General features: G+C 48.3%; 3 protein-coding genes. All 3 read left to right on the top strand.

Translation table 11 applies throughout. The features are described from left to right. Positions 1-204: 204 nt before the first annotated feature. Genes Xentx_RS01855 through Xentx_RS01845 form a run of 3 tightly spaced genes read left to right on the top strand, consistent with a single transcriptional unit; the run spans position 205 to position 24262 of the window. Entirely contained in the window at positions 205-3444 is a 3240-nt protein-coding gene (locus tag Xentx_RS01855) for a non-ribosomal peptide synthetase (RefSeq protein ID WP_074018567.1), read from the top strand. Between the two features lie 36 nt (positions 3445-3480). After that, positions 3481-13464 carry a non-ribosomal peptide synthetase gene (locus Xentx_RS01850; RefSeq protein ID WP_074018566.1) on the top strand — a complete coding sequence of 3328 codons (9984 nt, stop codon included), beginning with the start codon at positions 3481-3483 and terminating at the stop codon, positions 13462-13464. A 4-nt stretch (positions 13465-13468) separates the two neighbouring features. Continuing rightward, positions 13469-24262: a non-ribosomal peptide synthetase gene (locus tag Xentx_RS01845; RefSeq protein ID WP_074018565.1), complete on the top strand. Its 10794-nt coding sequence runs from the start codon at positions 13469-13471 to the stop codon at positions 24260-24262. The last annotated feature ends 190 nt before the right edge of the window (positions 24263-24452 follow it).

Here is a 24452-nt window from a genome sequence, read left to right as displayed (position 1 = left end):
ATAATTTAATGTAAAATTATCCAATATTGTAATAAATATAATTTACCAGCAATAAAAAGGAATTTAAAAAGAATAAAAAATAAGACCATTCTTTTTTATTAAAATGGTCAACTATTTTTATTGTTTAAACCCAAGTGTGATTTTTTGTTTTATCAGTTCTCATGTTTTTATTTTTTAATGTACCCATAAAAAGGGAGCTATAGAATGAATTACCCTGAAAAATTGAAATCATTCCCTTTATCAGAAGCTCAACGCAGCCGCTGGTTTCAATATCAAATTGCCCCTGACAAACGCGGTCAAAATAATAGTGCATTTTGCGCTCACATTAAAGGATTAACAGCTAAGCGTTTAGAAGAAGCTCTCAATAAATTGGTACAAAGACATCCGATGCTACGGACAAGTTTTGGACTATACCACGACGAATTAGGCTATTGCATCGCAGACAGCGCTAAAATCACACTGATAATACATGATGCCCAGCATCTTAGCGAAGAAACGCTTAAACAACGTGTTCAAGATGATTGCTGGCATATGTTTGATCTAGCCCATCCGCTGCGGGTTTATGCCAGTTGGTATCAACGCAATCAACAAGAAAGCGTAATGGTTTTGACATTTGATCATCTGGCGGTTGATGGCTGGTCTTATTGGATACTGTTAGATGAACTTGATGCCCTGCTTTCTGCAAAACCGCTGGAACCCGCACCAGAAAATAGTTTTCACGATTATGTGGAATGGCAACAACAATGGTTAAAAAGTGCCAGCGCCAAAAAACAACAACAATTCTGGCAAAACATATTGGCGGGCGATTTGGCTGTCTCGCAATGGCCACCTAAAAACAGCCTCCTGCCCGCCACAGGAAAAATATCGTTAAAGAAAATAATTAACAAATCACTGACACATAAGCTGCAAGCACTGGCCCTAAAATATGATAGCAGCCTGTTTGCTGTTTTTCTGGCTGCCTACCAAATTCTTCTGAGCCGTTATACCGAAGTGGATGATGTCATTATCGGTTCTATCTTGCCGGGAAGAGGTCGAGCCCGTTGGGGAAAATTAGTTGGTGAATTCATCAATCCGGTTGCTTTACGCTGCCAGATAAACGGTGATATGACAGTACAGGAACATATCACACAAGCGACTAAAACCATCCGGCAGGGTATTGAAAATCAGAAATATCCGTTCACCAAAGTACTGGAACAACTGAAACTGCAACGCAATGCAGAAACTCATCCCGTTTTCCAGACCGTCATGATATTCCAAAAAGCCAGATATATCGGTGACCTGACCACCCTCTGGATGGCGGAAGATGACGATGTCACGGTACAGTGGGGAAATGCAGAGTTGCGGTCTTTCTCATATCCTCTCTATGCTGATGTTCCCGTTCCATTGATGATAAATGTCTTAGAATCCGGCGATCATATCGGTTATACCTTTTATTATGATACTGCAATATTTGATGCAGCATTCATTTCCCAGCTTATGCAGAACCTCTTAACTCTGCTGGAAGCCATGGTAGATGACGAACAGCAGACAATTGATCGTTTGCCATTGATGGATGAACAGGCACGTCAGCAAGTTCTTCATAATTTTAACAATACGGATAAACCCTTCCCGCAACACGCCTTAATCCATCAATTTGTTGAGCAACAAGCAGCATGCACCCCAACTGCAATTGCACTGCTGTATGGGAATACTCAACTCAGTTACATGGAATTGAATCAGCGGGCTAACCAGCTAGCTCATGCCCTTGTTGCAGCGGGAATTCATCCAGATGATCGCGTTGCCATTTGCATGGAGCGGAGTTTGGATATGGTCATTAGCCTGTTGGGGATTTTAAAAGCGGGGGCTGCTTATGTGCCACTCGATCCTGAATATCCCACAGACAGACTCGCTTATATTCTGTCAGACAGTAAACCTGTGATCCTGCTGACCCATCATGGCTTGCAAGAACAACTGCCCGTGACCGAAATTCCTGTCTGGTTTTTAGATAATCCCACCGTTCAGACCAATATTGCCTGCCAGGATGATGATAACTTAGAAGCTTCTCATTTAGGGCTAACATCGCGTCATCTGGCCTATGTACTCTATACCTCTGGCTCAACGGGATTACCCAAAGGCGTGATGAATGAGCACCGCGGTGTGGTTAACCGTTTGCTTTGGGCACAGGACACTTATCAATTAACTCCGCAAGATCGTGTCTTACAAAAAACGCCGTTTAGTTTTGATGTTTCTGTTTGGGAATTCTTCCTTCCCCTGATGTTTGGGGCTCAATTAGTGATGGCTCGCCCCGGTGGTCACAAAGAACCGCACTATTTATTGGAAGAGATAGAAAACCGTCATATCACGACGCTCCATTTTGTGCCTTCCATGTTGCAAAGTTTTCTCCATTACATTCCTGCCGGACGCTGCCTTTCCCTGCGCCAAATTTTATGCAGTGGGGAAGCGCTGCCTTATGCCTTGCAACAACACTGTCTGTCTCACTTGCCTCACAGTAAACTGCATAATTTATATGGACCTACAGAGGCAGCCATTGATGTCACTGCCTGGCAGTGTGTTCCGGATCGCTATATCGGGCAAGTGCCGATTGGACATCCTATTGCCAATATCCAAATTTATATTCTCGATACCTACGGAGAACCCGTTCCAATTGGTATGGCGGGGGGAATTTATATCGGGGGCATGGGTGTTGCCCGTGGCTATTTGAACCTGCCTGAGTTGACTGCTGAACGTTTTATTAACGACCCATTCAATACCGATCCTGCTGCTCGTCTGTATAAAACTGGCGATCTGGGACGTTGGCTACCAGACGGCAGTATCACCTATCTGGGACGCAATGATTTTCAGGTCAAAATTCGCGGATTACGTATTGAACTGGGTGAAATTGAAACCCGCCTGACCCAATGTGCCGGCATTCGTGAAGCTGTAGTTGTTGCCCGTGAAAATGGAGTCAATGACAAGCGACTGGTTGCCTATTTAATCCCAAATCAGGATAGCACACCGAACATTTCTCAACTGCGTGAGCAATTAAGCCGAAATCTTGCCGATTACATGATACCGAGTGCCTTTGTAGTGATGAAGGCGTTTCCTCTCTCTCCAAATGGCAAACTCGATCGCAAGGCTCTGCCTGCCCCTGATCACGCAGCCATGTCAAGTCGTGAATATGCAGCTCCAGAAGGTGAAACCGAAGAGCAGTTGGCCGCCATTTGGCAAGCATTATTGGGACTGGATCGGATTAGCCGCTATGACAACTTCTTTGAATTGGGCGGTCATTCACTGTTAGTACTACAGCTACAATCGCAAATAAAACAAACATTTGATGTTGAATTATCTATTCATCAACTGTTTTCCCACCCAACTCTCTGTCAACTTGAAGAATGCATTATCGACTCTCTATTACTGCAATTTGATTCAGAGTCTCTGCAAGATATTTATAAATCAATGAATTAGGTTTTAATTTACCTTGTTTTAAGTGGTGATAATCAAATGAATAATAACGAGCTTTCATCTCTACCATTAGCGGAACGCAGAAGACTACTTGAGTTAGCCAAATCAGCAAAACTAACCCGCCAATCGACGCAAAAAACAACAATCACGGCTCAACCGCGTGATAACGGTGTGCCTTTATCCTGGACACAACAACGCTTATGGTTCCTTGCTCAATTAGATCCTGCTGCACAAACGGCATACCATATGTCAGCGGGGTTAAACCTACAAGGCAAACTGAATCTGAACGCCTTGCAAGCAGCCTTGGATCGTATTGTGGCGCGCCATGAAATTCTACGTACCACAATCGTGACGGTAGAAGGCGAAGCACAACAAATCATTCATGATGCAGATTGTGGTTTTCCTCTGATACAAGAAGATTTCAGCCAGCTCTATTCCGAAGGAACTGAGTCAGAACAACAAGCAGCAATTGAAAAAGTAGCCTATCTTGAGGCAAACCATCCTTTTGATTTTGTTCATGATCTATTAGCACGGGGACGTCTGCTAAAACTGGCAGAAGATCAGCATATCCTGCTGTTAACTCAGCACCATATTATCTCTGATGGCTGGTCAGTCAGTCTCTTTATGCAAGAACTGTCCACACTTTATCGCGCATTCTGTCAAGGACAGCCTGATCCAATGCCAGCCCTGACCATTCAGTATGCTGATTATGTTCTCTGGCAGAAAAATGGGTTACAGGAAGAGGTACTGGAAAAACAGGTCGAATTCTGGTGTCACACCCTGCAAGGTGCTCCCGCACTTCTGGAATTGCCTGCCGACCATCCGCGTCCTGCAAAGCAAAGTTATCTCGGCGGACGCATCAATATTGCTCTACCTCCCGCATTGCAGGCAGGTTTAAAAGAACTCAGCCAACGTCACGGAACAACCTTCTTTATGACGTTATTGGCTGGATGGGCTACATTGCTCAGCCGCCTCAGCGGTCAGGATGATATTGTAATTGGCACTCCCATTGCTAATCGTCAACAACCTGAATTAGCTCCTTTAATCGGCTTTTTTGCCAATACATTGGCATTACGTGTGCAATTGCACGATAACCCCAGTGTCAGTGAACTCCTGGCACAAGTGAAAGAACAAGCAATCAATGCATTTGCCCATCAAGACCTGCCCTTCGAACAATTGGTCGAGATCTTACAACCTCCACGCAGCCTAAGTCATAGTCCAATTTTTCAGGTTATGCTGGCAACCAATAATACGCCAGGACAACGGCATTTCGAACTGCCGGGATTGGTATTGGATGAGCGGCCATTAATCAGGGATAGTGCTTACTTTGACCTGACATTAACCCTGGATGAAACTGAAAATGGGTTAGTGGGTGATCTGGAATATGCCCGTGATCTGTTCGACCACGCCACGATTGAACGTATGGTCAGCCATTTAAACACTTTGCTAGCGGCAATGGTGGCTGATGATAGCCAGCGCGTGGCTGAACTACCGCTGATAACCCCCCAACAGAGTAAACAATTGTTGGTGGATTTTAATGACACTGCCCTCACCTACCCACAAGACAAATTGATCCACCAGCTATTTGAACAATACGCAGAGTCGATGCCTGATGCTATTGCCTTGGTGTATCAAAATACGCAACTGAGTTATGCAGAGTTGAACCAACGCGCCAACCAACTGGCTCACAGTCTGATTGCCTTTGGTATACGCCCAGATGACCGTGTGGCACTGTGTGTCGGGCGCAGCCTGGATATGATCATTGGCATGTTGGGCATTCTCAAAGCAGGAGCAGGTTACATTCCATTCGATCCAGAATATCCTGCCGAACGACTGGCTTATCAGTTATCAGACAGCACACCAAAATTATTGCTGACTGAAAAACATTTACAAGCGACTTTACCGCTGACGGAAGTTCCGGTCTGGTTACTGGATGATGAAAATTATCTAAATATTGTGGCCCAACAGCCGATCCATAATCCTGATGCCAGCCAGTTAGGGCTTCTGCCACATCATCTGGCCTATATTATCTACACCTCCGGTTCGACTGGATTGCCTAAAGGTGTGATGCTGGAACACCGCAATGCAGTCAACTTTATTCATGCTCAACATCAAATCAGCCAACCCCAACCAGGGGATCGCATTCTGCAATTTGCGACAATAGCGTTCGATACCTCCGTATCAGACATTTTCCCGACACTGGCTGCGGGAGCAACTTTAGTCCTGCGCCCTGCCCATATCCGTGTGCCGGATACGGAATTTATTGACTTTTTACAGCAACAGAAGATCACCATCATGGATGTACCGACTGCGTTTTGGCACCAATGGGTACAGGAAATGAAAGCCGATCGTACAGGTTTCAGCCCTTACCTGCATACGGTCATTGTTGGTGGTGAGAAAGCAGAATACCGACATTGGGTAGATTGGCAATCATTGCCAGAAACGCAATTCTGCCGTTGGATCAACACCTATGGCCCAACTGAAACCACCGTTATCGTGACTTCACTGATACTCAATGGTGGCTCCTCCAACGAAATTGTTAACAACATTCCCATTGGCCGTCCTAACGCTAACTCGCGTATTTATATTCTCGATCCCTTCGGCCAACCCGTTCCCATCGGGGTTAGTGGAGAGATTTATATTGGCGGTGCCGGTGTTGCTCGTGGTTACTTGAACCAACCGGAACTGACAGCAGAGCGTTTCGTACCCGATCCATTCAGCAAAGAACCTGATGCTCGCCTGTATAAAAGCGGTGATCTGGGACGCTGGCGGCCAGACGGCAACATTGAATATTTAGGGCGCAATGATTTTCAGGTCAAACTACGTGGCTTCCGTATTGAATTGGGAGAAATCGAAGCGCAATTGGCAACCTGCGACGGAGTCAAAGATGTTGTGGTCATTGCCCGTGAAGAAACGGCTGGCGACAAGCGTCTGGTCGCCTACCTGATACCACAACCTAGTGTTACGCTTACACCTTCCCACCTGCGTGAACAATTAAGCATCCATCTGATGGAACACATGATCCCCAGTGCATTTGTCATACTGGATGCATTTCCTCTGACCGGTAGCGGTAAATTAGATCGCAAGGCCTTGCCTGTACCAGATCATACTGCCATCGCCAGCCGTGAATACGAAGCTCCCCAAGGGGAAATTGAGCAGAAACTGGCGGAAGTCTGGCAATCTCTACTTGGGCTGGAACAAGTGGGACGTCATGACAATTTCTTTGAGTTGGGTGGTCACTCTTTACTAACGGTACAAATGGCTGCCCGCTTACGCCAAGTTTTCAATAGCCAAATAGACTTACAAGATCTATTCACTCATCCAATTTTGTCAGATTTGGCACAATCACTGGATATAGCCAATCAGCCAGCACAGCATTCTACACAACCGGTGATATTACCCGCCGACCGGCAACAAGTTCTGCCGCTCTCTTGGGCACAACAACGCCTGTGGTTCTTGGCACAGTTAGATCCTGCCGCCCAGACGGCATATCACATCTCTGGCGGATTGCGTCTGAAAGGACAGTTAAACCTGAATGCGCTGCAAGCATCTCTGGATAGGATCGTTGCCCGCCATGAAATTCTGCGCACAACGATTAAAATGGAAAATGGTACAGCCCAGCAAGTGATTGCCAATGCAGATCGTGGCTTCAATTTGACCATTAAAGATCTCAGTCAGTTAGATGAGGCAGAAAAACGGGCTGCTCTTGATGAAACCGCTCAATTTGAAACTAACCATCCCTTTGATTTTGCTCTGGAGCCATTAATTCGCGGACAATTGCTGAAACTCACCCATGATGAACATGTTTTGTTGTTGACTCAGCATCATATGATTTCGGATGGCTGGTCATTGAACATCCTGATATATGAATTGACCACCCTCTACCGTGCTTTCATTCAGGGACAAGACGATCCACTGCCTGCACTGACAATACAATATGCTGACTATGCTCTCTGGCAGCGACAATGGCTACAGGGTGAAGTGCTGGAAAAACAGGTCAATTTCTGGCGAGAAGCACTGCAAGGTGCCCCTGCGTTACTGGAACTGCCGACAGACAGAATACGTCCTGCGGTTCAGAGCTACCGTGGTGATCAAGTGGCATTCACCCTTTCACCAGCATTAAGTGATGGCCTAAAGGCATTGAGCCAGCGCCATAGTTCCACATTATTCATGACATTGCTGTCTGCATGGTCAATCTTGCTTGCCCGCATCAGTGGTCAACAAGATATTGTTATTGGAACGCCTATCGCCAACCGACAGCACAGTGAATTAGAACCGTTGATCGGTTTCTTTGCCAATACGCTAGCGCTCAGGGTAAAACTGGAAGATAACCCTACTGTTAGCGCGTTATTGGCACAAGTCAAAGCCCATGCACTGGCAGCCTATGTACATCAAGACTTACCCTTTGAGCAATTGGTCGATGCGTTGCAACCGCCACGTAGCTTGAGTTATAGCCCGATATTTCAGGTTATGCTTGCGCTGGATAACACACCAATACAACAATCCCTTGAATTACCCGGTTTAGCGCTGGACGAACTGCCATTAACCCGAAGAAGCACCCATTTCGATCTGTCACTTTCCATGAACGATACCGATAATGGGTTAGTCTGTGAATTGGAATATGCCAGTGATCTGTTTGATCGTGCCAGCATTGAACGGCTCGCAAGCTACCTGCAAACCCTGTTAGCAGCGATGGTTGCTGATGACTCTCTGCGAATACAAGATCTACCATTGCTGCAACCGCAACAACGCAAGCAATTATTGGTCGATTTCAACCATACCGCTCAAGCCTATCCGCAAGATAGGTTGATCCACTCTCTGTTCGAACACCAAGTCACACAGACACCGGATACCACTGCGTTGATATTCGGTGAAAACGTATTGAGTTATGCCGAACTGAATCACCACGCCAACCAGTTAGCTCATTATCTGATGGCATCCGGCGTGCGCCCTGATGATCGCATCGCAATCTGTGTTGAGCGTAGTCTGGATATGATCATCGGCATGTACGGTATCCTTAAGGCGGGTGCCGGTTATATTCCGCTTGATCCAGAATACCCCACAGAACGGCTGGCCTATCAGTTGTCAGATAGCCAACCTGCTTTATTGCTGACCCAGCGCCATCTACAAGCACATTTACCGATGCAGGGCATACCTGTCTTGCTACTGGATGATGACAACCACCGTAACGCGGTGGCACAACAACCCGGCCACAACCCTGATGCACAGAAAATGGGTCTCCAGCCACACCATCTGGCCTATATCATCTATACTTCCGGTTCCACCGGTCAGCCCAAAGGCGTGATGCTGGAACACCGCAATGTAGTGAACTTTATCCATGCTCAACACCAGACCAGCCAACCACAATTGGGTGATCGTATTCTGCAATTTGCCACCGTGGCGTTTGATACGTCGGTATCCGATATTTTCCCGACCCTGGCATCCGGCGCGACACTGGTTCTGCGCCCACCGCATATCCGCATACCGGATATGGCGTTTGTCTCGTTCCTGCGTGAGCAGAAGATCACCATTATGGATATGCCAACTGCTTTTTGGCACCACTGGGTACAGGAGATGATGGCAGGCCGCAGTGGTTTCAGCCCTTATCTGCACACCCTTATAGTAGGTGGTGAAAAAGCGGAATACCGCCATTTAATGAATTGGCTGTCCAGTCCAGAAACCCAATCCTGCCGCTGGATCAACTCCTATGGTCCGACGGAAACCACCGTTATTGCCACAACTCTAAAACTGGACCACCAAAATCTACCGTACCTCGAAAATATTATCCCGATTGGTTATCCGCTACCCAATACCCGCATTTATATTCTGGATGGACAGGGACAGCCAGTTCCCATTGGGGTAAGTGGAGAAATCCATATTGCGGGTGCCGGTGTTGCCCGTGGTTATCTGAACCGCCCCGATGTGTCGGCAGAGAAATTTATTTCTGATCCGTTTAGCGAACAAGCAGATACCCGTATGTATAAAACGGGGGATTTAGGACGCTGGTTGCCCAACGGCATGATTGAATATCTGGGGCGCAATGATTTTCAGGTCAAGATCCGTGGTTTCCGTGTTGAACTGGGAGAAATTGAAACCAGACTGGTTGCTTGTGAAGGTGTCATGGATGCGGTCGTGATCGCCCGTGAAGAGGAAACCGGTGATAAACGTCTGGTTGCTTACCTCATTCCACAATCAGGGATCACACTCAATCCCGCCTACTTGCGTGAGCAATTGAGTTCCGGTTTGATGGAACACATGCTCCCTAGTGCCTTTGTCATACTTGATGCTTTTCCGCTAACCACCAATGGCAAGCTGGATCGCAAAGCCCTGCCCGCACCGGATAGCTCTGCCATAGTCAGTCGCAAGTACGAAGCGCCACAAGGAAAAACTGAACAAACCTTGGCCACAGTTTGGCAATCCCTGCTGGGCTTGGAGCAAGTGGGACGCCATGACAATTTCTTTGAACTGGGGGGGCACTCTTTACTGGTAGTCAATCTGATCGAGGAATTACGCCAGCATGACCTATTCCTTGATGTTAGCACGGTCTTCTCTGCACCAACATTGGCAACCATGAGTGCTCGTTTAAATCAAAAAACCGCTCAAGGTGTCACAGAATTAATGGTTCCACCAAACCTGATCCATGAAGACAGCCAGACGATTACCCCAAACATGCTGCCACTGGTGGCGTTAACACAAAACCAAATCGAGGAGATTGTCAATCTCGTTCCTGGAGGTGTTGCCAATATTCAGGATATCTACCCACTGGGGCCATTACAGGCAGGTATCCTGTTCCACCATTTGCTGCAAACCAAAGGCGATATCTATCTGGACAATCAGCTTATGGCGTTTGATAGCCGAACACGTTTAGATACTTTCTTACAGGTATTTCAACACGTCATTGATCGGCACGATATCCTGCGCAGTGCTGTGCACTGGCAAGAATTGCCAGAACCTGTTCAGATTGTCTATCGTCATGCACCGCTGCCGATTATTGAACACACGTTGTTAACAGAAGCGCAATTACGCCATCTGACTGATCCACACTCGGTGCGCATGGAGATCACCAAAGCACCACTTCTAACGGCACATATTACCCAAGATCCTGAATCTGGACAGTGGCTGCTCTCCTTATTGCACCACCATTTAGTTTGCGACCACATTTCATTAGGCATGATCTTCAATGAGATTAATACGCTGATCTTGGGAGAAAGTGCTAGCCTTCCTGTTCCCCTGCCTTACCGTAATTTTATCGCCCAGATCCGCAGTGTGCCGCAGGAAATCCATCAAGCCTATTTCCGCGAACAACTTGAGGATGTTGAAGAGCCAACTCTGCCCTTTGGATTACTTGATGATCTCAAAGAAACAAACCGCAATAAAATCGTAGAAAATACCATCACACTGGATAGCGAACTCGCCCACAACCTGCGTAACTGTGCCCGTCAACTCGGCATGAGTGCTGCTGTTCTGTTCCATGTCGCATGGGCACAAGTATTAGCCCGATGCAGTGGGCGAAACGATGTGGTGTTTGGCACGGTCCTACTGGGACGCTTACAGGGTGGAGTCGGTGCTTCCGAAGTACTGGGTATGTTTATCAATACCTTGCCTATCCGCATTCGGTTACAGGAGCGTACTGTTAAGCAGGCAGTCCGGGAAACCCATCAACAACTCAGTGAATTGCTCGATCACGAGCAAGCATCATTGGCCGTTGCCCAGCGTTGTAGTGGCATTCAGGCACCATTACCGTTGTTTAACAGCTTGCTGAACTTCCGCCATAGCCCACGTAATGCATCTCAATCTGCATCGTTGGCATGGGAAGGTGTACAAATACTCAGGGGTGAAGAACACAGTAACTATCCACTGTCACTGGATGTAGATGACTTTGATGATGGATTTGCACTCACCGCACAGTGCAATCAGCAGATTAATCCAGCGCGTATCAACGCCTATATGAATATGGCTTTAAGAGGAACTATCGCAGCCCTGCAACACGCACCGGAACAGAAAATAGAATCACTCGATATCTTGTCCCCAGAAGAGCGCACTCAGGTATTGGAAACATTTAACGATACTGCCGTCGATCTTCCACCAGATGTTTTAATCCACCAACTGTTTGAACAGCAAGTGGAACGGACACCTGATGCCACTGCATTAGTGTTTGGTGAAAATCAGGTGACTGGTGAAAGCCAATTGAGCTATGCCGAACTGAACCACCATGCTAATCAACTGGCTCATCATCTGATTGCATCTGGTGTACGTCCCGATGATCGCATCGCTATCTGTGCCGATCGCAGTTTGGATATGATCATTGGCATGTATGGCATCCTTAAAGCAGGTGCAGGTTATATTCCCCTTGATCCAGAGTACCCCACAGAACGACTGGCCTATCAGTTGTCAGACAGCCAACCTGCCTGGCTGTTGACTCAGCGCCATTTACAGACACGTTTGCCGACGCAGGATATTCCAACCTTGTTGTTGGATGATGACAGCCATCGTAACGCGGTAGCACAACAACCTATTCATAATCCTGATGTTCGCCAAATGGGGCTTCAACCACACCATCTGGCCTATATCATCTATACCTCCGGCTCCACTGGACAACCTAAAGGCGTGATGCTGGAACACCGCAATGTGGTGAACTTTATCCATGCTCAACGCCAGACCAGCCAACCACAATTGGGTGATCGTATTCTGCAATTTGCCACCGTGGCGTTTGATACTTCGGTATCCGATATTTTTCCAACTCTGGCATCCGGTGCGACACTGGTTCTTCGCCCGCCTCATATCAGAATACCGGATACGACATTTGTCGCCTTCTTACGCGAACAGAAGATCACCATCATGGATATGCCCACTGCCTTCTGGCACCACTGGGCACAGGAGATGATGGCGGGACGCAGTGGTTTCAGTCCCTATCTGCACACCATCATTGTGGGCGGTGAGAAAGCAGAACATCGTCATTTAATGAATTGGTTGTCTCACTCGGAAACTCAATCCTGCCGCTGGATTAACTCCTATGGTCCGACTGAAACAACCGTTATTGCCACCACATTGACCGTAGATAAACTGACGATAGATAACACACAATTTCCATATATCAATGACAATATTCCGATTGGTCGCCCATTGCCCAATACCCGTATCTATATTTTGGATACCCTCGGTCAACCGGTTCCTATTGGTGTCAGTGGTGAAATTCACATCGCTGGTTTAGGTGTCGCACGGGGTTATCTAAATAAGCCGGAGATGACTGCGGAGAAATTTGTTGCCGATCCATTCAGCGCACAGCCAAATGCGCGCATGTACAAAACCGGTGACTTAGGACGTTGGTTGCCAAACGGCATGATTGAGTATCTGGGACGCAACGATTTTCAAGTCAAGATACGCGGCTTCCGCATTGAACTGGGGGAAATTGAAGCACAACTGGTCACCTGTGAAGGTGTCAGGGATGCCGTAGTGATCGCCCGTGAAGAAGAAATGGGCGATAAACGTCTGGTAGCCTATGTCATTCCACAATCCGGTTTCACACCAGAAGCCAATAGCCTGCGTGAACAACTGAATAACCGTCTGGCTAGCTATATGGTGCCTGGCGCGTTTGTTGTACTGGAAGCCTTCCCGCTAACCGGAAGCGGCAAACTAGATCGCAAAGCACTGCCAGCGCCAGATCGTTCAGCCATTGCCAGCCGTGAATACGAAGCGCCCCAAGGTGAAATCGAACAGCAAATTGCCGCTATCCTACAGAATTTATTGGGGTTAGAACAAATAGGACGCCATGACAGTTTCTTTGATCTGGGTGGAAATTCCCTATTAATCATTCAGTTAATGGCAAGATTGCGTGATGCATTCCATCTTGAAGTGTCCATTCAAGACATATTTACCCATCCAGAACTTTCTGAACTTGCCAAGCTTATCGCATCAAGACAGATCGAAACCTTTTTCGCACAAGAAGATATCGAATTATTGCAACAAGAATTGGAAAACTTGTCCGAAGATGAACTGCGTGCCCTGCTAAATGGAGACAATTAATTAAATGAGTAACAAAGAAATAAGCCTACTTGAATTAAGACAAGCGGTACTCCAGAAAAAAATTAAAGAACGCATTGAAAACAGTCAGATTCGGGAAAAAAAGCAGATCAGAGAAAAAAGGCAAATTATACCGAGAAACGCTGATCAGCAAACGCTTCCCCTATCCTGGGCACAGCAACGCTTATGGCTCCTGGCGCAGTTAGATCCAGCAGCACAAACGGCATACCACATTCCAGGTGGTCTGCGTCTGCAAGGTTATCTGAATTTAGATGCCCTGCAAGCAGCATTAAACAGAATTGTTGCTCGTCATGAAATTCTACGTACTACAATCAAGAGAGCCAAGGGCACCACGATGGCCGAAGGCCAGGCCCTGCAACTTATTGGTAAACCAGATAGCGGCTTCTCTTTGGCAGTGGAAGATCTCAGCCATTTGCCTGCGCAAGAGCAACAAACTATCATTGAAGAGAAAATCCAGCGTGAAACCAGCCAGCCATTTGACTTTGCACAAGGCCCCCTAATCAGGGGGCGCTTGCTGCGGCTGGCTGAGAATGAACATATCCTGCTATTAACCCAGCATCATATTATTTCCGATGGTTGGTCTCTTAACATCCTGATGCACGAGCTCTCCACGCTTTATCATGCGTTCAGCGAAGGACAAGGTGATCCCCTGCCCGCTTTGACACTCCAATATGCTGACTATGCCCTTTGGCAAAGAGAGTGGCTACAGGGAGAACGATTGGAAAAACAGGTGAATTTCTGGCGCGATGCGTTACAGGGTGCTCCTGCACTTTTGGAACTGCCAGCAGACAGGCCACGTCCAGAGAAACAGAGTTATGCCGGAGGGTATGTTGATATCGTTCTGTCACCGGAACTGAGTGCCGGATTAAGAAACCTTTGCCAGCGTCACGGGACAACATTATTCATGACCCTGATGGCAGGATGGATTACTTTGCTTTCCCGTCTTAGCGGGCAGAAAGATCTGGTGATTGGCACACCTGTCGCTAATCGGCAATATAGCGAATTAGAGCCGTTAATTGGATTTTTTGTCAACACACTGGCTCTGCGAATTCAAATAGATGACAATCCAACGGTCAGCGCTCTGCTAGCCAGAGTTAAGGCTCATGCACTGAATGCCTACGCGCATCAAGATCTGCCATTCGAACAATTGGTGGAAGTACTCAAACCACCACGTAGCCTCAGTCATAGCCCGATTTTTCAGGTTATGATGTCAGTGGATAATACCCCTGGACAGCAGAATATAGCATTGCCGGATATCACTATTAGTGAAATCAATCTGGCCGAAAACAGTTCGCATTTCGATTTGTCCCTCTCGATAAATGATACCGAAAATGGCTTAGTGGGTGGCCTGGAATATTCCAGTGATCTGTTTGACCATACCAGCGTCGAACGCATCGCCAGTTACCTGCAAACCCTGTTAACCGCGATGGTTAAAGATGATTCACAACCGGTGGAAAGTTTACCACTATTGCAACCACACCAACGCACTCGAGTGTTAGATAATTTCAATGATACGGCCTTTCCATACCCACAAACGTTATTGATTCATCAACTGTTTGAACAACAGGTGGAACAAACCCCTGACGCCACGGCGTTAGTGTTTGGCGATAGCCAACTGAGTTATGCAGAGCTAAACCGCCACGCTAACCAATTGGCACACCATTTGATCGCTTCTGGCGTACGCCCCGATGATCGCGTGGCAATCTGCGCTGATCGCAGTCTGGATATGATCATTGGTATGTACGCCATCCTTAAGGCCGGTGCCGGTTACATTCCACTTGATCCGGAATACCCTGCTGAACGCTTGGCCTACCAGTTGTCGGACAGCAAGCCGGTGTTATTGCTGACCCAACAGCATCTACAGACCCGTTTGCCAATACAGGATACCTCTGTCTGGCTGCTGGATGATCAACATAATCGGGATAACGTGGCAAAACAACTAGCCCATAATCCCGATATCGAACAATTGGGGCTTAAGCCGCATCATCTGGCTTATATCATCTATACTTCCGGCTCCACCGGACAGCCTAAAGGTGTGATGCTGGAACACCGCAATGTGGTGAACTTTATCCATGCCCAACACCAAACCAGTGAACCACAATTAGGGGATCGTATCCTGCAATTTGCCACCGTGGCGTTTGATACCTCGGTATCCGATATTTTCCCCACTCTGGCTGCCGGTGCAACACTGGTTCTGCGACCGCCTCATATCCGGATACCGGATATGACTTTTGTCACCTTCCTGCGTGAGCAGAAGATTACTATTATGGATATGCCGACTGCTTTCTGGCACCACTGGGTACAGGAAATGATCGCGGGACGCAGTGGCTTTAGCCCACATCTGCACACCGTCATTGTGGGCGGTGAAAAAGCGGAATACCGCCATTTAATGAATTGGCTGTCCAGTCCAGAAACCCAATCCTGCCGCTGGATTAATTCGTACGGCCCAACGGAAACGACGGTGATTGCCACCACACTGAAATTGGATCAACAAAATCCATCGCATCTCAACGGTGTTATCCCGATAGGTTATCCACTGCCCAATACCCGCATTTATATTCTGGATACGCACGGCCAGCCGGTTCCTATTGGTGTCCGTGGTGAAATCCATATTGCCGGCGCAGGCGTAGCCCGTGGGTATCTCAATCGTCCGGATTTAACCGCGGAGAAATTTGTGGCAGATCCGTTTAGCGCCCAGCCCGATGCGCGCATGTATAAAACCGGCGATCTGGGATGCTGGCTGCCCAATGGCACGATTGAGTATCTGGGACGCAATGATTTTCAGGTCAAAATACGCGGGTTCCGCATTGAACTGGGGGAAATTGAAGCGCAACTGGCGGCTTGCGAAGGCGTCAGCGATGCCGTGGTGATTGCTCGTGAAGAAGAAACCGGTGACAAGCGTTTAATCGCCTATGTGATCCCAGAAACTGGTATGACACTCAGTCCGGCTGAATTACGTAAGCAACTGAGCACCCGATTGATGGAACATATGCTACCCAGTGCCTTTGTAATACTGGACGCCTTCCCGATGTCCGCTAACGGTAAACTGGATCGCAAAGCCCTGCCGGCACCGGATCGTAGCGCTATCGTCAGCCGTGAATATGAAGTTCCACAAGGCGAAACTGAACAAACACTGGCCGTAGTCTGGCAATCCCTGTTAAATGTGGAACAAGTCGGGCGGCAAGACAATTTCTTTGAACTGGGCGGACATTCACTTCTCGTGGTCAATTTGATTGAGCAACTACGTCTCCACAACCTGTTTCTGGATGTCAACGCGGTCTTCTCTGCCCCTACCCTGGCGGCCATGAGCGCCCTAATCCGTCACAATAACACTCAGACTACAACCCTACAGGAAATCCCACCTAACCTGATTAGAGAAGACAGTTCCGTCATTACGCCAGATATGCTGCCACTGGTGGAATTGACCCAAGACCGGATAGATCAGATTGTTTCCCATGTAACAGGGGGTATTTCCAACGTCCAGGACATTTATCCACTGGGGCCATTACAAGAAGGTATCCTGTTCCACCATTTACTGGAAACAGAAGGTGATCTCTATCTGGACAACCATTTGATGATTTTCGACAGTCGGACGCGGTTGGAGAGTTTCTTACGGGCGTTGCAGCGGGTCATTGACCGGCACGATATTCTGCGCAGCGCCGTTTACTGGAAAGAGCTTCTTAAACCAGTACAAATCGTCTATCGTTATGCACCACTGCCGATCACTGAACTCACGCTATCGGCAGAGGAACCCCCAGAAACCCAGCTACGCCGCCTTACCGATTCCCGTGCAATACGGTTGGATATAACCAAAGCACCACTGTTAGCTGCTCATATAGCCAAAGATCCAGACTCCGATAAATGGCTACTCTCCTTGCTGTATCACCACTTAGTTTGTGATCACATATCACTGGATATGATATTCAGTGAAATACAAACCGTGCTTTTAGGGGAAAGTGAAAATTTACCAACACCACTGCCTTACCGAAACTTTATCGCGCAGATCCGCAACGTGCCGTTGGAGGTTCACCAAAACTATTTCCGCGAATTATTGGAAGATGTGGAAGAACCCACCCTGCCATTTGGGTTGCTTGATGTACAAGGTGGCAGTCTCAATGAAATAGAGGAAAACGTTCTCACTCTGGATAGCAAGCTAGCCCAAAATCTCCGTGATTGCGCCCGTCAATTGGGTATGAGTGCCGCCGTATTGTTTCATGTGGCTTGGGCACAGGTTCTGGCGCGATGCAGTGGACGAAATGACGTCGTATTCGGCACTGTTCTGTTGGGACGGTTACAAGGTGGGATTGGTGCATCCGAAGTGCTGGGGATGTTTATCAATACCTTACCTATTCGCGTTAAGTTACAGGCACGTACCGTTAAGCAAGCAGTACAGGAAACTTATCAGCAGTTAACCGCACTACTGGAACATGAGCAGGCACCTCTGGCTGTCGCCCAACGTTGCAGTAGCATTCCGGCGCCATTACCGCTGTTTAACAGCCTGCTAAACTTCCGCCATAGCCCAGGTGAAGATGAGCAAGTGGCTTCAATCGCCTGGGAAGGCATTGACGAGCTAGAGGGTGAGGAGCACAGTAACTACCCCTTGTCACTGGATGTGGATGATTTTGATGGTGGATTTGCGCTGACTGCACAATGCAGCCGGTATGTTGACCCTGTGCGCATTAATGCCTATATGAATACGGCGTTAAAAGGCATTGTGACAGCACTGCAATATGCACCTGAGCAAGCCATTGAGTCAATCGACATCCTGTCACTAACTGAGCGCACCCAATTACTGGAAACATTTAATAATACTGCTATTGAATATCCGCAAAACACCTTAATCCACCAACTGTTTGAACAGCAGGCAGCGCGCACACCGGATGCGATTGCATTGGTCTTTGGCGAGAGCGAACTGAGTTATACGGCACTGAACTGCCATGCTAACCAACTGGCACACCAACTGATTGCAGCGGGTGTACGCCCCGATGATCGTGTGGCAATCTGTGCTGACCGTAGTCTGGATTTAATTATTGGTCTGTACGCTATTCTTAAAGCGGGGGCCGGCTATGTTCCGCTCGACCCAGAATACCCAGCCGAACGTCTGGCCTACCAGTTGTCGGACAGCAAACCCGTATTATTGCTGACGCAGCAACATTTGCAGGGACTGTTGCCAATATCAGATATCCCCGTCTGGTTGCTGGATAATGAAACCCACCGAAATAAGGTGGCAAAACAGCCGATCCATAATCCTGATGTTCAGCTTCAACCACACCATCTGGCCTATGTCATCTATACTTCCGGTTCCACCGGACAGCCCAAAGGCGTGATGCTGGAGCACCGCAATGTGGTGAACTTTATCCATGCCCAGCACCAGACCAGTGAACCACAATTGGGGGATCGTATCCTGCAATTTGCAACCATCGCCTTTGATACCTCGGTATCCGATATTTTCCCCACCCTGGCCGCTGGTGCAACACTGGTTCTGCGTCCGCCCCATATTCGGATTCCGGATATGACTTTTGTCACCTTCCTGCGTGAGCAGAAGATCACTATTATGGATATGCCAACCGCCTTCTGGCATCTGTGGGTACAGGAGATGATGGCAGGTCGCAGTGGCTTTAGTCCCTATCTGCACACCCTTATTGTGGGCGGCGAAAAAGCGGAGTATCGCCATTTAATCCATTGGCTGACCAGCCCGGAAACCCAATCCTGCCGCTGGATTAACTCGTATGGCCCAACGGAAACCACGGTGATTGCCACCACGTTGAAATTGGATCAACAAAATCCATCTCATCTCAACGGTGTTATCCCGATTGGTTATCCGTTGCCCAATACCCGCATTTATATTCTGGATATGCACGGCCGGCTGGTTCCCATTGGCGTCAGTGGTGAAATCTATATTGCCGGCGCGGGTGTGGCCCGTGGTTATCTCAATCGCCCTGATTTAACTGCGGAGAAATTTGTGGCTGATCCGTTTAGCGCCCAGCCCGATGCCCGCATGTATAAAACCGGCGATCTGGGGCGCTGGCTGCCCAATGGCACGATTGAGTATTTAGGACGCAATGATTTTCAGGTCAAGCTACGCGGATTTCGCATTGAACTGGGGGAAATTGAGACACAACTGGTGGCTTGCGAAGGCGTCAGCGATGCCGTAGTGATCGCCCGTGAAGAAGAAACCGGTGATAAGCGTTTGGTTGCTTATCTGATCCCGGAAACAGGCACCACGCTAAAACCGGCCGATTTACGTGAACAACTCAGTACCCACCTGCTGGAGTATATGCTGCCCAATGCCTTTGTTATGCTGGATGCCTTCCCGATGTCCGCCAATGGCAAACTGGATCGCAACGCGCTGCCAGCGCCGGATCGGCACGCTATCGTCAGCCGTGAGTACGAAGCACCACAAGGCGAAACCGAACAGAAACTGGCGGCAATCTGGCAATCGATTCTGGAACTGGAACAGGTCGGGCGCCATGACAACTTCTTCGAACTGGGCGGCCATTCCCTGCTGGTCGTCAGTCTGATCGAACAGTTGCGTCAGCAAGGGCTTTCTCTGGAGGTCAGCGCAGTCTTCTCTGCCCCCACCCTGGCGGCCATGAGCGCCCGCTTACATCAGAAGAGTGAGCAAGATGCGGAGACATCGGCTATTCCGCCCAATCTTATCCGCGAAGACAGTCCGCATATTACACCGGCTATGCTGCCACTGGTGACATTAACTCAGACCCAAATTGACCATATTGTTGACCATGTCCCGGGCGGTGTCGCCAATGTTCAGGATATCTACCCGCTTGGACCCTTGCAGGAAGGCATCCTGTTCCACCATTTACTGGCAGAAACCGGTGACACCTATCTTGAAAATATTTTGATGCACTTTGACAGCCGGAGGCGGCTGGAGAGTTTCTTGCAAGCGTTACAGCGGGTGATCGACCGACACGATATTCAACGCAGTGCCTTCCACTGGCAGGAACTTCCGATCCCCGTGCAGGTTGTCTACCGTCATGCGCCACTGCCCGTCACTGAACTGACGTTATCCGCGGAAGAAAGTGTTGAAACACAGCTACGACGCCTGACCGATCCTGATACAATCCGGCTGGATATTACCCGAGCCCCATTATTGGCCGCTTATATAGCCCAGGATCCTGACACCGAACGGTGGTGGCTAAGCTTGCTGCACCACCATCTGGTGTGTGACCATCTGTCACTGGACATCATTTTCAGCGAAGTGCAGGCTCTGATGCAGGGGGACGAAGCGCACCTGCCCGCCCCATTGCCTTACCGCAATTTTATTGCCCAAACCCGTCAAGTGCCGATTGAAGTCCATCAGGCCTATTTCCGCCAGTTACTGGGTGACGTAGACGAGCCGACTTTACCGTTTGGGTTACTGGATGTGCAGGGAAATAGCCGCGATAAGCACGATAAAATCGTGGAGGATATCGTCACGTTAGATGATGAACTGGCACAACAGATCCGAGATTGCGCCCGTCAATTGGGTATCAGCGCTGCCGTGCTGTTCCATGTGGCCTGGGCGCAAGTGCTGGCGCAATGCGGCGGCCGTGAGGATGTGGTATTCGGAACTGTGTTATTGGGCCGATTACAGGGCGGCATGGGCGCTTCGCTGGTACTGGGGATGTTTATCAATACCCTGCCAGTCCGTATCCAATTACAGGCCCGTACTGTAATACAGGCGGTACAGGAAACCTACCAGCGCCTGAGCGAATTGCTGAACCATGAACAAACCCCGCTGGCGATTGCCCAGCGGTGCAGCGGTGTGCCGGCCTCATTGCCGCTGTTTAACAGCCTGCTTAATTTCCGCCACAGTTCGCGTGATGAGGCACCTGCTCACTCATCGGTTTGGCAAGGTATCCAAGTGTTGGACAGTGAAGAGCGCAGTAACTACCCTTTGTCACTGGATGTGGATGATTTTGATGACGGATTTTCGCTGACGGCACAATGCAGCCAGCATGTTGATCCTGTACGCATTAATGCCTATATGAAGACAGCTTTAAAAGGCATTGTGGCTGCACTGCGATATGCGCCTGAGCAACCTATCCACACGATCGATATCTTGCCACTGGCCGAACGTACCCAATTACTGGAGGGTTTTAACAATACGGCGATAGACTATCCGCAGAACAGATTAATCCATCAACTGTTCGAACAACAGGTAGCGCACACACCGGATGCGATTGCGTTGGTCTTTGGCGAAAGCGAATTGAGTTATGCGGCACTGAACCGCCATGCTAACCAACTGGCACACCAACTGATTGCAGCGGGTGTACGCCCCGATGATCTCATCGCGATTTGTATTGAGCGCAGTCTGGATTTAATTATTGGCCTGTACGCTATCCTTAAAGCGGGGGCCGGCTATATTCCGCTCGATCCGGAATACCCAGCCGAACGCCTGGCCTACCAGTTGTCGGACAGCAAACCCGTATTATTGCTGACGCAGCAACATTTGCAGGGACTGTTGCCAATATCAGACATGCCTGTCTGGCTGCTGGACGATGAAACCCAGCGAAATAACGTGGCAAAACAACCAATACATAATCCTGATGTTCAACTTCAACCACACCATCTGGCCTATGTCATCTATACTTCCGGCTCCACCGGACAACCCAAAGGCGTGATGCTGGAGCACCGCAATGTGGTGAACTTTATCCATGCCCAGCGCCAGACCAGCGAACCACAATTGGGGGATCGTATCCTGCAATTTGCAACCATCGCCTTTGATACCTCGGTATCCGATATTTTCCCCACCCTGGCATCGGGAGCAACACTGGTTCTGCGCCCTGCGCATATCCGCGTACCGGATGCAGAATTTGTCGATCTGTTAAATAAGCAGAAAATCACTATCATGGATATGCCCACCGCCTTCTGGCATCAATGGGTACAAGAGATGATGGCAGGACGCAGTGGTTTCGGCCAATACCTGCGCACAGTTATTGTCGGTGGTGAGAAAGCGGAACTACGCCATTTGCTTAATTGGCAATCTATACCAGAAACGCAATCCTGCCGCTGGATTAACTCTTATGGCCCTACCGAAACCACGGTGATTGCCACCACCTTAACCCTCAATGATAATAGTCAAGATTCGCCTGAATTGACTGACGTTATCCCGATTGGTTACCCACTACCCAATACTCGCATTTATATTCTGGATGCCTTTGGGAAGCCGGTTCCTCTAGGTGTCAGTGGTGAAATTCATATTGCTGGTGCAGGTGTGGCCCGTGGCTATCTCAATCGTCCCGATCTGACAGCAGAAAAATTTGTGGCTGATCCGTTTAGCGAACAGCACGATGCCCGCATGTACAAAACTGGCGATCTGGGGCGTTGGTTGCCCAATGGGGCGATTGAATATTTAGGGCGCAATGACTTTCAGGTTAAGATCCGTGGCTTCCGCATTGAATTGGGTGAAATAGAAACTCGTCTGGCGCAATGTCAGGGAGTGCAGGAAGCCATTGTTCTGGTTCGGGAAATAACACCTGATGATAAACGTCTTGTCGCATATATTCAGCCTGAATCCGGTGTCAACTTGGTTCCCAGTGAACTGCGTCAGCAACTTGCTCAGCATCTTGCCGAGTATATGCTGCCCAGTGCATTTGTAACCCTTGACGCTTTCCCGCTTACCTCTAATGGCAAAATCGACCGTCAGGCATTCCCTGCTCCCGATCAATCTGCCATCATAGCCCGTGATTATGAAGCCCCCCAAGGTGAGATTGAGATAACACTGGCTCAAATTTGGCAAGATCTGCTCGGATTAGAGCGTGTCAGCCGCCATGACCATTTCTTTGAGTTAGGAGGACATTCACTGCTTATTTTGAAAGCCTGCTCTTTGGCAATAGAAAAACTTGGGCTTCAGCAGAATATGATGGCGAGCTTGATGACGTTTACCACTATCAAAGAACAAGCCAACGCCATTGAAGATCGAGAGAATATCTATGTGGGTTCTATGGTCGGCCTGTCTCGAAACCTCAAAGCAACACCGCTGTTCTTTGCTCCCGGCGCCGGAGGGCATGTGCTCTATTTACGGGAATTGGCGACAGCATTGGAAGGTGCTTATTCCGTTTGGGGTATGCAATTACCAGAGTTAGATGGACGCAACGATCCCCCACTATACCTTGAGATGAACAGCCTTGAAGCAATAGCCAGTGTTATGATCGATGATCTTAAGAAAGTTCAACCAACTGGCCCTTATTACTTAGGTGGACACTCTTTCGGAGGCTGGCTCGCATTCGAAATGGCTCGACAACTCCTCCAACAGGGTGAAAGCATTGGCTTACTGGCTTTAGTCGATAGCGAATCCCCTCTGGAGGGCGTAACCCAAAAGATCGAGTCAGAATGGTCTCATAGCCGCTGGCTGGCCGAGTTTGGCAATGCGTTTGCTGCATTAGAGGGAACAGAGGAAAACTTTACCGAAGAAGAATTTCAATCCATGACAGAAGAAGCGCAACTCGATAACTTGCGACTTCGTCTCATTGAAGAGAAACTCTTGCCTCCTCAACTTGAATCTAAGGAAATCTCGGCTCATTTACGCGTCTTCAAAATGCACTATTTGGCAACTTATCAGCCGCAAGAACGCTATCCCGGAACACTCCATCTGTTTCTGGCTAGCGATAGCCAAGATTATGAAGGCCAAACCGAAAGCATTATTGATGGATGGCAAACACTGGTGGCTGGAAAAGTTATCTCTGAAACTTTATCCGGTAATCACATCACCATTATGCGTCAACCTTTCGTTCAAGGGTTAGCATCGGCCATAGCGGGTGTAAATATAATCTCATAAATTTCTGGCAGCTAATGGCTGCCTTATTCACTAAAAAACTTCGTTGAAAATAGCGAAGTTTTTTATCTCAGGAAATCAAAATAAAAAATAGTGATAAAAACAAAACAAAAATAAACATTACAAATTTAAACAGTGTTATTTATTAATCAAAAATAATACAAAACTAAATAAATAATTTTTAAAACCCAGA

It is taken from the genome of Xenorhabdus thuongxuanensis, from assembly GCF_001908095.1.
Classification (GTDB): domain Bacteria; phylum Pseudomonadota; class Gammaproteobacteria; order Enterobacterales; family Enterobacteriaceae; genus Xenorhabdus; species Xenorhabdus thuongxuanensis.
The sequence above is the reverse complement of the archived record's forward strand: the minus strand, read 5'-3'. Positions and strand labels throughout refer to the sequence as shown.